Origin of the sequence: Demequina lutea (genome assembly GCF_013409005.1) — a bacterium.
GTDB lineage: Bacteria > Actinomycetota > Actinomycetes > Actinomycetales > Demequinaceae > Demequina > Demequina lutea.
In genome coordinates this window covers 96,630-109,325 of the sequence record NZ_JACBZO010000001.1, presented here as the reverse complement: position 1 = coordinate 109,325, position 12,696 = coordinate 96,630, and the positions used below count along the sequence as shown (strand labels likewise).

Sequence of the window (12,696 nt, the reverse complement as noted above, 5' to 3'; positions counted from 1 at the left end):
AGAACGGCGCTTGTGCCTGATAGGCAAGGAACACAATGAACGACGAACCAAGGATCCTCGCGGGTCGATACGAAGTCGGCGACCTCATCGGTCGCGGCGGTATGGCGGAAGTCCATATCGGCTACGACACGCGCCTCGGCCGCAGCGTCGCCATCAAGATCCTGCGCCCCGACCTGGCGCGCGACCCGTCGTTCCAGACCCGTTTTCGTCGCGAAGCCCAAGCCGCCGCAGGGCTCAACCACCCCTCCATCGTCGCCGTCTATGACACCGGCGAAGACCAGTTCCAGAACGACCATGGGGTGCTCCAAGCCGTGCCCTTCATCGTCATGGAGTACGTCGAGGGTCACACCGTTCGCGACATCCTGAAGGGCGACGTTGCCGCTCCCATCGAGGAGGCCGTCGAGATCACCGAGGGCGTGCTCGCGGGGCTCGACTACGCACACCACGCGGGACTCGTTCACCGCGACATCAAGCCGGCCAACGTGATGCTCACGCCCACCGGCGCGGTCAAGGTCATGGACTTCGGGATCGCCCGCGCTTTGGCCGATGTGGGCCAGACGATGACGCAGACCCAAGCCGTCGTCGGCACCGCTCAGTACCTGTCGCCGGAGCAGGCTCGCGGCGAGAACGTCGACGCCCGTTCCGATCTGTATTCGACCGGCTGCTTGCTCTTTGAACTCCTCACGGGCCGGCCTCCCTTCATGGGCGACTCTCCGGTGTCGGTCGCGTACCAACACGTGCGCGAGCCAGCGCCGCGTCCCTCACAGTTCGCTTCCGACGTCCCCCCCGAGCTCGATGCGGTCGTCGCGAAGGCGCTTGAGAAGGACCGCAACCTCCGGTACTCCACGGCCCAAGAGTTCACGGCCGACCTCCAGCGCGCCATGGGTGTGACTCCGAGCCCCACGAGCGGCGTACACGCGGTCGGCGCGGTCGGCGCGGTGGGCGTTGCCGCCGCGGCGGGAGTTCCACGGCCGGACGCACCAGCAGGCGCAGGCCCCGGCCCCGGCAACGCCTCGCCCTACGCTCCCGGATTCCAGCCCGGTGCCGCGGGTCAAGGCGGTCCAGGTACCGGCGCAACTACCGTGATGCCCGCGGCTACCGCCGGCGCATGGGGTTCGGTCATGGGCGGCTCCTCCATGCCACCTCGAGCTCCGTCTCCCGCGACTGGCACACTCATAGCCGACGAGTACCTCGTCGAGGATGATCCCCGCCACAGGCGGCTCATGATTCAGATTGCCATCGGTGCGGCGGCCGTGATCGCCCTCATCATCCTCGTGGTGACGCTGTTTTCGATCGCGAATAGGAACTCGAACAACGCCCCTCCCGCGCCCACTCTTGTGACCATTCCGATCGTCACCAACGCCTTGCAGGCCGATGCCGAGTCCCGGCTCACCAAGCTGGACCTCGTCGTCGACGTCCAACAAGAGGCCTCTGCCACCGTCGCCGTTGGCCGCGTGACGCGCACGGACCCGGCGTCGGGCCAGCAGGTCGCGGCGAAGTCCACCGTCACCATGTGGGTCTCTACTGGTCCGGACACGGTCACCATTCCCGACGTCAAGGGTCTCACTCAGGCGGATGCCATCACGGCACTCGAGGCCGCCGGCGTGAAGGTATCCGACGTGCAGACCGAGCACGATCCGACCATCGTGAAGGATCGCGCCACCAGGACCGACCCCGCCTCAACCCAGAGTGTTGCGCGCGATTCCTCGGTCACGCTCTACGTCTCGGACGGCCTGGTCGACCTACCGGAACTGCGCACCCAGACGAGTACCGAGGCGCAACAGACCCTCATTAAGTTGGGCCTGGTCGCCGACCTGCAGAATGTGGCGACGGACCAGCAGGATCCCAACACCGTGTACGACATGACCCCCAAACCCGGCCCCGTGCCCCAGGGCTCGACCGTGACGCTCCAGATTGCCACGGCGCCCACCACGGTTGCCGTGCCCGATGTTGTTGGCAAGACGCAGGCAAACGCCACGTCGATCCTGCAGGCGGCGGGACTCAACGTAACGGTGACGAAGGAGTTCTCAACTGCGGTGCCCCCGGTGCCGATTGGCAACGTCATCTCGCAGAATCCGTCTGCGGGCATTCAGGTGGCGCTCAACACCACGGTCACCCTCACGGTGTCGAAGGGCCCCGGCGTCGGACCCACGCCAACCGCTACGGCAACAGCGACAAAGCCTTAGCGGGCGCGCCGGATGGTTGAGTGCGGAGGAGGCGCGGGATGCCTCCTCCGTAACGGCCCCCGACGCCCCCATGTGATGGCGTTTTTTGTACCGCTTTTCACGGCGTCCGTCGCTGCAGTGGCGTTTTCTGTACCGGGCAGTCGCTTCGCTCGCCGCGGGCAATTTCGAAAATCGGGAATGCGGCGCGCCTCCACGGTGTCTTACCAGGAACCATGACGACGCTGCTCACCGCACCCGACCTGCGCGCATACGTGGCCGCGGGGCTCGAGGCCGTCCAGTGCACTCTCGACGACTACCTCGTGGGGGCGGGATCGGAGTTGCCCGCCGCAGGCTCGGACTACCGAAATCTGTGGCAGACGCTCGGCAACCAGTTCGGTGGGGGCAAGAATCTGCGCCCCTCTCTCACGCTCGCCGCCTACGCCGGTCTGGGAGGCGAGGACGACAGTGCGATTCTTCCCGTCGCCGCCGCCATGGAAATGCTTCACATCGCCATGCTCGTTCACGACGATGTGCTTGATCACGACGAGGTGAGGCGCGGAAAGCCAAACGTGGCCGGAACGCGCAGGGCAGAACTGCGCGGCTCGCGACTGCGTCCGTCCCAAGTGGACGATCACGTCCTTGCCGCGGCGCTCCTGGGCGGCGACCTGGCGATCGCCTCGGCCTATGACCTCATCTCTCGCGCGCCGCTGCCCGCGCACCATCGCCTCGCGTGCCTCGACCTCATCACGCGCGCCATTCGCACCACCATCGCCGGCGAGTTGCTCGACATGTACGGCGATCTGATCGATCCGGCCGATGCCAACTCGCTGCTGGTAGCGGAGCTCAAGACCGCCACCTACTCTTGCGTCGTGCCCCTTCGCGCGGGGGCGCAACTGGCCGGGGCGGACCCCACGATGGTGACCCACCTGGAACGCCTGGGCGCGTCGCTCGGGCTTTCCTTCCAGCTCGTCGACGACGACCTTGGCGTGTTTGGCGACCCGGCGGTGACGGGCAAGTCGGTGCTTTCTGACCTGCGCGCCGGCAAGCGCACCGAGTTGCTGCGCTTGGGATTCCACCAAGCAAACGACGACGGTCAGGCCGTCTTGAGGGCCTCCGTGGGCAATCCCGACCTGGACGAGGAGGGGGCGGAACGTGTACGGACCGTGCTCATCGAGTCGGGTGCGAGGGACCGGGCGCTCAAGGTCGCCCGCCAGCACGCGCGGTCGGCGCGTAGGATCGCGACGGAGCGCATCCCCGCTCCGCTGTCGGGATATCTCAACGAATTGATCGACTCCCTGGAGGAGCGAACCTCGTGAAGAAGTGGGCGGGCCGGGCGCGAAGAGGCGCTCAGCACGACAATGAGACGTCGCTCGCGCTCTACGACAAGACCGCGTACGAAGCATCGGCTCAAGTGATTCGCGGCTATTCAACCTCATTTGGGGCTGGCGCGCGGCTGCTCAACAAGAGCACATGCCGGCACATCACGTCGATCTACGCGATGGTGCGCGTGGCCGACGAGATCGTCGACACGTATCGGGGCCCCGACGCACGCGAGCTCCTTGACGGCTTCGAACGCGATGTCCACGCGAGCATGGATGGGGGTTTCGGCACCAACCTTGTGGCACACGCCTTTGGGTTGACCTCCCGCGCCACGGGCATTACCAAGGACCTGACGGAGCCATTCTTTGCCTCGATGCGCATGGACCTCGAAACCACCGAGCACACCCCCGCCAGCTTCGACCGCTACGTCTACGGCTCGGCCGAGGTGATAGGCGAGATGTGTCTGGCGGCCTTTGTGGCCACCCCCGAGGGGCCCGGTCAGGCCTCGAGCGAGGTGCGCGAGGGCGCCCGACGCCTCGGCGCGGCCTACCAAAAAATCAACTTCTTGCGCGACCTCGCGACCGACACCGGGGAGCTTGGGCGCTCTTACTTCCCGGGGGTCACGGCCACCAGCCTGACCGACGCGACGCTTGCCTCACTCGTCGACGATTGCCGGGCCGACATCAGAGCCGCGGAGCTGTGCCTGCCAGCGTTGCCGAGGCGAGCGCGCATCGCCGTCACCACCACGATCGACATCTACTCGCATCTGTTGAGGCGCATCGAGCGCACACCGGCGAGCCGCCTTTGTTTCGAGCGCGTCCGCGTGCCCAACCCGGTGAAGGCCGCCCTCGCCGCGCGCAACGCCTGCCCGTGGATGGGCGCCACCAGGAGGCCCGCGTGACGGCCGACGCCGCTCCCGGCCCCCGCATCGTCGTGATCGGCGCCGGCGTCGGCGGGCTGGCCGCGGCCGCGCTTCTCGCTCGGGGAGGTGCCGCGGTGACGCTGCTTGAACGCCACCCGCTCGTCGGCGGTAGGGCAAGCCTGCTGGAGACCGACGGCTACCGCTGGGACACGGGGCCTTCGTGGTACCTGATGCGCGAGGCCTTTGACCAGTTCTTCGCCCTCATGGGCACGTCGACTGCGGAACAGTTCGACCTCATCGACCTCGACCCGAGGTACCGCGTGTTTTTCGAAGGCGCCGATGCCGCGGGTCCCGGGGAGTCGCTCGACGTCGTCGCGGACCCCGAGGCCAACTACGCGCTCTTTAACAGGATGTCGCCCGGAGACGGCGATGCGATGCGCGCCTACGCCGCCGAGTCCCGCGAACTGTACGACCTCGCCCTCGATCGCTTCCTCTACACGACGTTCGAGCGGCCCGACAGAGTCGCGAACGCGAGCGTCATTCGCAGGCTCCCGATGCTCGCTTCCCTGCTCACCAGGTCCCTGGGCTCCAAGGTGGCCTCGCGCGTGCGCGACGAGCGCCTGCGCAAGATCCTGGGCTTTCACGCGGTGTTCCTTGGTAGCTCGCCCAAGCGCGCGCCCAGCCTCTTTTCGCTCATGAGTCACCTGGACCTGACCGACGGCGTGCGGTACCCGCGCGGCGGCATGTACGAGGTCATTCGCGCCTTGGAGCGAGTCGCGCTTGCCGAGGGCGTCGCGATTCGCACGTCGACGAACGTGGCGCGCATCGTCGTGGGCAACGACGGCCTCGCGTCGGGCGTCGAGCTTGACTCGGGCGAGGTGCTCGCGGCCGATGCGGTCGTATCGGGGGCGGACATGCACCACACCGAGACCGAGCTTCTGGACGCGCCGCACCAGTGGCAGCCCGAGCGGCGGTGGAGACGCCGGTCGCCGGGCGTCAGCGCGCTGTTGGTCTTCGCCGGGGTGCGCGGCGAGCTGCCCGAACTCGCTCATCACACCCTGTTCTTCTCGCACGACTGGGACGCGAACTTCGCCAAGATCGTGGGTGGCGGCGAACTCGAGCCGCCCTTCCCCGCGTCGGTCTACGTCTCGCGCGTAACCCCTACCGACCCGGCCTCCGCGCCCGAAGGGCACGAAAACCTGTACATGCTCGTGCCGTTCCCCGCCGATGCCGCGCTCGGGGCCACACCGGACAGCCGGGCGACGCTCGAGGAATACGCGTGGCGGTACCTGGATCAGGTCGCGGCATGGGCGTCGATTCCCGACCTCCGCGAGCGCACCACGCTCTACAACGTGACCGCACCACATGACTTTGCCACGGAACTGTCGACCTGGCGCGGATCCGCGCTTGGACTGGAGCACACCGTGCGCCAGTCGGCCATGTTCAGGCCTGGGAACGCCTCTCCCGTCGTTCCCAACCTGATGTATGTCGGGTCGTCGACAGTTCCTGGCATTGGCATGCCGATCTGCCTCATCTCTGCGGAACTGGTCGCCAAACGCCTCCTGGGCGCGACGGGCGTCTCGCCGTTGCCGACGCCGGCTCCGCACGGCTTCTTGGCGCGTTCGGTGCGTCGCGACGTGCTCGGCAGGATCGCCAGAGGCGAGGGGCACGGGCCGGGCGGCGTTGGGCCACGCCCTCGCGGCGATGGGCACCGCGCGAGCCGGGAGGCGCGCGCGTGAGCTCGGTGTACCCGGGCGGCGCATACCTGGCCGCGTTGTTCGTGAGCCTCGCGGGTCTCGGCCTTTTGGATCGCCGGTACTGCCTCGCGCTGTTTGCCGACGCGCGCAGGACGCTCGCGACCGTCGGGATCGGCGTCGCCGTGTTCCTCGTGTGGGACCTCGAGGGCGTGGGGCTTGGGATCTTCTTCCGCGGTGACTCGCGCTACCTGACGGGGATTCAGGTGGCACCCGAGGTTCCGCTTGAGGAGCTCTTCTTCCTGACCTTGCTGGTCTACCAAACGCTGCTCTTGTGGCTCGCGTTTTCGCGGCGGCCCGCGGCGCGACGCCCCGACATCACGTCCGACGAGAGCGCCCGATGACCTACGCACTCCTGTCCCTCGCCGTCCTTGCCACGTTGGCCCTGGTGTCCGTGCCTACGCTGCGGCGCTTGCCGTTCCGCCCGCTCGCGCTGACGGCGCTCGCCCTCGTGGCTCTCACCGCGGTGTTCGACAACGTCATCGTGGGCCTCGACATCGTCGCGTATGACGCTGCTAAGATCTCCGGCCTGCTCGTGCCGGTCGCACCCGTCGAGGACTTCGCCTACGCCATCGGGGCGATACTGCTCGTGCCCACCGTGTGGACGTTGCTGGGCCGGCGCAAGCCCGGAGGAGGCGCCCAGTGATCGTCAGCATCGTCAAGGCGTCTCGGCCCGTCAGCTGGATCAACACCGCGTACCCGTTCGCCGCGGGCTACCTGATGGTGGAGCGGCATGTCGATGCGCTGCTCATCGTCGGCACCCTGTTCTTCCTGATCCCGTACAACCTGCTCATGTACGGCGTGAACGACGTCTTCGACTACGAGTCCGACCTGCTCAACCCGCGCAAGGGCGGCATCGAGGGCGACGTGGTGCGGGACAGGGCACGGGCCCGCAAGGTGCACCGCGGGATCATTTGGGCCTCGGTGCTCACAGTCGTGCCCATGGCCACCTGGCTCGCCCTCCACGGCTCAATGGCTTCTTTTGTACCGCTTTTGGCGGTCATCTGTGCTGTAGTGGCTTATTCCGTACCGGGATTGCGCTTCAAGGAGCGGCCCTTCCTCGACTCGTTCACCTCCGCGGTGCACTTCGCGGGACCGCTCGTGTATGCGCTCGTGCTGACGGGGGCGGGCCTCACAGCGCGGGGTATCTGGCCAATCTGGGTGGCGTTCCTCGCGTGGGGCATGGCGTCGCATGCCTTCGGCGCGGTTCAGGACGTGCGCGCAGACCGCGAGGGCGTCATCGCTTCCATCGGCACCGTCATGGGCGCGCGCGTCACCGTATGGTTCGCGTTGGTCATGTATGTGGCCGCGAGCGCCCTGCTGCTACTGCTGCCGTGGCCTGGCGTGCTCGCGGCGGCGCTTCCGCTCGCCTACGCGGCTTCGGTCGCGCGATTCGCGCGCATCACCGACGAAAACTGCGAGGACGCGAACCGCGGTTGGCGCACGTTCCTGTGGCTCAATCAGCCCGTTGGCTTCCTCGTGACGATGCTCCTCATCGTGAGCGTCAAGCGCTGGCTCTAGCCGCAAGCCCCCTGGAGATGGGTCACCACGTACCCGTTTTGGGTTAGTCGATGCCTGGAGTGGGTCAACACGTACCCGGTGCCCCCGATCAAGACTCGTTGTTGAGTCGGCACGCCTTGGGCCGGGACGGCGCATCGTCATCCGCTAAGCGGGTACGTGATGACCCACAGGGACGCGCGCGCGCAAAAAGCGGGTACGTGATGACCCACTTAGGGCGTGGTGGGTACCTGACGCGCCCACAGAGACGCCGATGCCGGCGGAGCGGGCGGGCGCTACTTGCGAACGAGCGGGCTCAGCCCCGCCGAGCGGGCCTCGGCATCCGGCATGCCGCACTCTTCGAGCCAATTGGCCAACAGCCGGTGGCCGCCCTCCGTAAGGACCGACTCCGGGTGAAATTGCACGCCCGTGAGCGGCAGAATCCTGTGGCGCAGCCCCATGATGATCCCGTTGGCGGTGGTGCAGGTGACCTCAAGAGTGTCGGGAACCGTTGGGGGCTCTACCGCGAGCGAGTGATATCGGGTCGCGGTGAACGGCGACGGCAGTCCGGCAAGTACCGAGCCTCCTTCGTGCGATATCAGCGAAGTCTTGCCGTGCATGAGCTCGGGCGCATGCGACACCACGGCACCAAAGACCTCGGCAAGCGCCTGGTGACCCAGGCAAATCCCCAACATCGGAACTCCTGCGGCCGCGCAGCCCCTGATGACGTCCATCGAGGCGCCGGCGTTCGCGGGGATTCCGGGCCCCGGCGAGACCAACACGCCGTCGTACTGCGGAATGACGGTCAGGTCGACGGCGTCGTTGCGCACCACTGTGGTCAGCGCGCCCATTTGACGCAAGTAGCCCACGATTGTATAGACGAACGAGTCGTAGTTGTCGATGACCAGGATGCTAGTCATTGCCCGCCCACCGTTTGGCTTTGGTTCGGCAACTGGGCCGCCACCCACGGGAACACCCATTGGAAGAGCGACAACACCACAATCCCCAGGATCAAAGTGAGCATGACGGCACGCGCCCAGCGAGGCCCCGGCAGGTGACGCCAAATCCACGGGTAAATCATGGCTTCTCCAAGAGTTCGCTCGGGTACCCGTTGCCCGTCGGCGCCCAGTACTTCAACTGGCCCCAGACGATGTAACGCTGTGCGGCGGAGAACTTGGGGGTGCAAGACGTCATTGTGATGGACGCTACCGTCGGCGCCTCGCCCGGCTTGTCGGGCACGGGGGCGATCACGGCAACGTCAGTGGGGTTCACGATGGCGGTGCCCGTCACCGTGTAGACGTACCACGCCGCCTCTGTTTGCACGACGAGCGAATCTCCCACCTGGAGGGTGTCGATGTCGGCGAAGGGCTTGGCGTAGGTAGTCCTGTGGCCGGCGATCGCGAAATTGCCGACCGCGCCCGGCATCGCCGTTCCCTTGTAGTGACCGATACCCAACACGTTGAGCACCCTTGCCCAGTCCGTTCCCTCCGAGATGGTCCTGACGTAGTCATGGCCCCAGCGGGGAACGTGAAGGGTCGCGAACGTGGTGGTCACCGACGGCTCCGCAATGACCGGCGCGCCCGCTGCGGAGTAGACCTTGAGGCTGTCGGGGATGGTTGCCACCTCGACGGCGGGCGCGGTGACGCCAGCGGCCGTGATCCCGCCCGCGGTGATCGCGGGCACCCGCACTGGCTCAGCCCAAGAGATATTGTCGAGCACCTGCGTTTGGGTGCGACCAGAAAGAACATCCGTATAGAAGAGTTGCCAGACGACGAAGAGGCCGAGAACCACACCCCCCGTGATGAGGATCTCGCCCACCAAGCCGAAGACCGATTCAAGAATTCGGCGGCTCTTTGGAGTCGCCTGCGCGGGCACCGCAAGGTCGCTGCTGGGGACGGATTCGACGGCCATAAGAGTGACAGGATACGTGACTTCGCGCCGCTCGTCACCGTCGCGTCCACGCATCGGGCGCCTGCCGCTACGCTAGGGGGATTGCCCGGCCGCTTGGTGGCCGCGCCGTGTGGAGTCCAGGAGGGCACAGTGGCCGTCTCAAAGAAGCGGAAGAGCGAGACCTACAAGGTCCCGCGCAACATCACAAAGCCAAAGACCGATAACCCCAGGTGGCTTGTGCCGGTCATGAGCACGTTCCTGGTACTCGGGCCACTATGGATCGTCGTCTACTACGTCAGCGGTCAGCGGTACCCCCTCGACATCGGGTACTGGAACATCGTGACTGGCTTCTCGGCACTGTTGATTGCTATGGGGCTCGCCACGCGCTGGAAGTAGTCCGAGTTACACGCGTGTAGTTCTCCCCAGAACTTTCCACAGGCAGGGGATAACTACACCGGTGTCATTTCCTTCGCGTCTCGCGTGCCGATACCGGTGGGCCCAGGGAAGTCTGGCCGGGGCGAAACTACGAGTGCCGCTTCGCCTTGTTCATCGCGAGTATGACCACCATTGCCACTGCTCCCGTGATCGCGCCGCCCACGTGCCCCTCCCAGGAAATCCCGGGTAGGAAGAAGCCCGCAACGAGCCAGATTCCGGCCGTCGCCGCGAGACTTTGCCACGGGAGTTTCCTGCTGTACAGCAACACGCCATAGGCGGCGAAGAGCCCAAAGATCGCGCCCGATGCTCCTACGTGCAAACTATTGCTCGGGGCGAGGAGCACGATAGCGAGCGAGCCGCCCAGGAGCGAAACGCCGTAGAGCGTCACAAAGCGCTTCCAGCCGAGAATTCCCTCGAGCTGACGGCCAAACTGGTAAAGCATCAGCATGTTGATGCCGATGTGGAGCACGCTCACGTGCACGAAGCCCGAGGTCACCCACCGCCACGGCTCGTTCAGACCATAAATGGGGGCAAGTCCGAAGCGGTTTTGCCACGCAACCATCCCGGTGGCACCACCGTAAAGGTAGAACGCGACGTTCATGGCGATGATCGTCATCGTAACGGCGCCCCGCCCGGACCGTGCCGCCGCCCGCGCCCTTGCCCCGCCCGCAGACTTCTCCGCCGCGCGCACGCAATCGACGCACAGCACTCCTACGGGCGCGGCCACCTGGCACTGGGGACACGTGGGCCGATTGCACCGCTGACACCGCACGTAACTCACCCTGTCGGGGTGGCGCGGACACACAGGGGGAGCCTGGTCCGGCGCCCCCTGCGTCGCTTCAGTCACTCTCGCTTAGTCCTCGACGGTGACGCCGGTGATCATGATGTCCTCGACGGGACGGTCGCCGCGGCCGACTGGCGTGGAGCCGATCTTGTCGACAACCGCCTTCGACTCGTCGTCAATGACCTTGCCAAAGATGGTGTGCGCACCGTTGAGGTGCGGCGTGGGGCCCAAGGTGATGAAGAACTGCGAGCCGTTGGTGCCGCCCTGCTTGCCCGTGATGGGGTTGAGGCGCTTGCCCGCGTTCGCCATGGCGAGGATGTACGGCCCGTCGAAGCGCAGTTCGGGGGTGATCTCGTCGTCGAAGTTATACCCGGGGCCACCCGTTCCCGTACCGACGGGGCAGCCGCCCTGGATCATGAATCCGTCGATGACGCGGTGGAACACCAGTCCGTCATAGAAGGGGTCGGAGCTGGGCTGACCCGTCATCGGGTCCTTCCACTCCTTGGCGCCGGTGGCCAGGCCGGTGAAGTTGGCCACGGTCACGGGCGCGTGGTTCGGATAGAGCTCGATGCGGATGTCTCCCGCAGTGGTCTGCAACGTAGCGATCATCCGGCCATTGTGGCATGCCTCGGGGTGTCCGGACTGGCCCATAGGGTCATGTTCGCCGTTGGCGCACGCGGGACCTGAGCCTCGCGTTCGGCCTGGGCAAGTGGCAGTATGGACAGTGAACCGCTATTTGGGAGGCTTTCGATGCAGCGACGCTGGGACGGCACGGATGCCGAAAAGTACCGCAAGCAAGCCATAGACGCTGCGGAGACCGCGCGCGACGCGGCCGAGCGTGCCGCCGACGCTGCGGGCAAGGCCGCGCGCACGGCGAGGGAGTGGGCGGAGCCTCGCGTGAGGAACGCCAAGGAATGGGCGGCCCCTCGCGTGGAGACCACTTGGTCAGAAGCGAAGGAATGGGCAACACCCCGCGCGGAGCAGGCGGTGCACACCGCCGCCAAGAAGGCCAAGCCCTACGTGAAGAAGGCCGGAACCAAGGCCGAACACTGGGTCGAGGTTGCTCAAGGCGCGATCGTGGGCGCCGCGATCCCCGCCGTGCTCTCCGCATTCGATCGCGCCGCGGAAGAAGACGAATACGACGCACCGCGCAAGGGCGGTTCGACGTTGGCCAAGGTGCTCGTCCCCGTGCTGATCGCCGGTGCTGCCGGTGCCGCGCTCGTGATGTGGGCCAAGCGCAACCCCGCCAAGGATGGGTGGGCCGGCGACGATGACGAATGGGAATTTGAGGGCGAAGACGACTTCCCCACGCGCCTACGTCGCGACGTCAACAAGGCGGCCGATGCTACCGCCGCTGCAGCGAAGCGCGCGGCCGAGGCGGTAACCTCCGCAGCGACCGTGGTCGCCGAGCAGGCCGGCCCCACCTACGCGAAGGCCAAGGACGCCACGGTTGCGGAGGCCAAGAAGCTCGCGGAGCAGGCCGGCCCCTATGTCGATAAGGCGAAGGAGCAGGCGACTCCGTACGTTGACAAGGCCAGGGCACAAGCGACTCCGTACGTCGACAAGGCAGTGGTCGCCGCGTCTACCGCGGCCACCAGGGCCAAGGACGCCGCGACGCCCGTTGTCGAGCGTGCAAAGGGAGTTGCCGGGCCCGTCGTAGAGAAGGCCCGCGCCACCGCGGTCAGCGAATCGGAGCGCCTCAGGGCGAACGTCGAGGCTGCGCGTCATCGTGCCGCCATGGGGCTTGCCGACACCCTTGACGATGCCGAAGACGTGTGGGAGGACGAGGGCGGGACGCCGGACGACGCTCCCGCTCCTGCCGCAGCCAAGAAGCCACGCGCGCCGCGCAAGCCGGCAGCATCAAAGACGGCAGCGTCAAAGCCAGCCGCCCGGAAGCCCTCGGCCAAGAAGACCGGCGAGTAGCACCCTGCAGTAAGAAGACCACGCGACCCCGAGTCGCAAAGGAAGGGCCACGCCATTGGCGTGGCC

Annotated in this window: 14 protein-coding genes; 9 read left to right on the top strand and 5 right to left on the bottom strand. The window is 66.6% G+C overall.

Annotated elements, in window-relative coordinates:
• Window positions 1–35: 35 nt before the first annotated feature.
• The 7 genes from pknB to BKA03_RS00505 all read left to right on the top strand — a co-directional run bounded on the left by pknB (window position 36) and on the right by BKA03_RS00505 (window position 7,622).
• Window positions 36–2,186: a Stk1 family PASTA domain-containing Ser/Thr kinase gene (pknB, locus tag BKA03_RS00535; protein WP_062075682.1), complete on the top strand. Its 2,151-nt coding sequence runs from the start codon at window positions 36–38 to the stop codon at window positions 2,184–2,186.
• Window positions 2,187–2,398: 212 nt separating this feature from the next.
• Window positions 2,399–3,481, top strand: a complete 1,083-nt coding sequence (locus BKA03_RS00530; protein ID WP_062075681.1) for a polyprenyl synthetase family protein — start codon at window positions 2,399–2,401, stop codon at window positions 3,479–3,481.
• Complete coding sequence (locus tag BKA03_RS00525; protein WP_083971833.1) at window positions 3,478–4,386, top strand: phytoene/squalene synthase family protein; 909 nt, start codon at window positions 3,478–3,480, stop codon at window positions 4,384–4,386. Before BKA03_RS00530 ends, BKA03_RS00525 begins: the two co-directional genes overlap by 4 nt.
• Window positions 4,383–6,086 (top strand): phytoene desaturase family protein, encoded by a 1,704-nt coding sequence (gene crtI, locus BKA03_RS00520; protein WP_179397636.1) that lies wholly within the window; start codon window positions 4,383–4,385, stop codon window positions 6,084–6,086. Before BKA03_RS00525 ends, crtI begins: the two co-directional genes overlap by 4 nt.
• On the top strand, window positions 6,083–6,445 hold the full coding sequence (locus BKA03_RS00515) for a lycopene cyclase domain-containing protein (protein ID WP_062075680.1): 363 nt from the start codon (window positions 6,083–6,085) through the stop codon (window positions 6,443–6,445). Before crtI ends, BKA03_RS00515 begins: the two co-directional genes overlap by 4 nt.
• On the top strand, window positions 6,442–6,747 hold the full coding sequence (locus BKA03_RS00510) for a lycopene cyclase domain-containing protein (protein WP_062075679.1): 306 nt from the start codon (window positions 6,442–6,444) through the stop codon (window positions 6,745–6,747). The genes BKA03_RS00515 and BKA03_RS00510 overlap by 4 nt, the downstream gene beginning before the upstream one ends.
• Window positions 6,744–7,622: a prenyltransferase gene (locus tag BKA03_RS00505; protein WP_062075678.1), complete on the top strand. Its 879-nt coding sequence runs from the start codon at window positions 6,744–6,746 to the stop codon at window positions 7,620–7,622. The genes BKA03_RS00510 and BKA03_RS00505 overlap by 4 nt, the downstream gene beginning before the upstream one ends.
• Window positions 7,623–7,894: 272 nt before the next feature.
• On the opposite strand, the gene BKA03_RS00500 is transcribed toward BKA03_RS00505, so the two are convergent.
• From BKA03_RS00500 to BKA03_RS00490, 3 genes are read right to left on the bottom strand one after another with little or no spacing between them, the layout of a single operon-like run.
• The gene (locus tag BKA03_RS00500; RefSeq protein ID WP_062075677.1) at window positions 7,895–8,518 is read right to left on the bottom strand and encodes an aminodeoxychorismate/anthranilate synthase component II; all 624 of its coding nucleotides are present in this window, start codon (window positions 8,516–8,518) and stop codon (window positions 7,895–7,897) included.
• Window positions 8,515–8,679 carry a hypothetical protein gene (locus tag BKA03_RS00495; protein ID WP_179397625.1) on the bottom strand — a complete coding sequence of 55 codons (165 nt, stop codon included), beginning with the start codon at window positions 8,677–8,679 and terminating at the stop codon, window positions 8,515–8,517. The genes BKA03_RS00500 and BKA03_RS00495 overlap by 4 nt, the downstream gene beginning before the upstream one ends.
• A complete protein-coding gene (locus tag BKA03_RS00490; RefSeq protein WP_179397635.1) occupies window positions 8,676–9,509 on the bottom strand; it encodes a class E sortase in 834 nt (277 codons plus the stop codon). Before BKA03_RS00490 ends, BKA03_RS00495 begins: the two co-directional genes overlap by 4 nt.
• Before the next feature lie 129 nt (window positions 9,510–9,638).
• Here BKA03_RS00490 and BKA03_RS00485 point away from each other — a divergent pair, with 129 nt between their 5' ends.
• Window positions 9,639–9,884 carry a cell division protein CrgA gene (locus tag BKA03_RS00485; RefSeq protein WP_062075675.1) on the top strand — a complete coding sequence of 82 codons (246 nt, stop codon included), beginning with the start codon at window positions 9,639–9,641 and terminating at the stop codon, window positions 9,882–9,884.
• A gap of 127 nt (window positions 9,885–10,011) precedes the next feature.
• On the opposite strand, the gene BKA03_RS00480 is transcribed toward BKA03_RS00485, so the two are convergent.
• Entirely contained in the window at window positions 10,012–10,539 is a 528-nt protein-coding gene (locus BKA03_RS00480) for a rhomboid family intramembrane serine protease (RefSeq protein ID WP_062075674.1), read from the bottom strand.
• A gap of 237 nt (window positions 10,540–10,776) precedes the next feature.
• Window positions 10,777–11,316, bottom strand: a complete 540-nt coding sequence (locus tag BKA03_RS00475) for a peptidylprolyl isomerase (RefSeq protein WP_062075673.1) — start codon at window positions 11,314–11,316, stop codon at window positions 10,777–10,779.
• Between the two features lie 141 nt (window positions 11,317–11,457).
• Here BKA03_RS00475 and BKA03_RS00470 point away from each other — a divergent pair, with 141 nt between their 5' ends.
• Window positions 11,458–12,630, top strand: coding sequence for a hypothetical protein (locus BKA03_RS00470; protein WP_062075672.1), 1,173 nt, complete (start codon window positions 11,458–11,460; stop codon window positions 12,628–12,630).
• The last annotated feature ends 66 nt before the right edge of the window (window positions 12,631–12,696 follow it).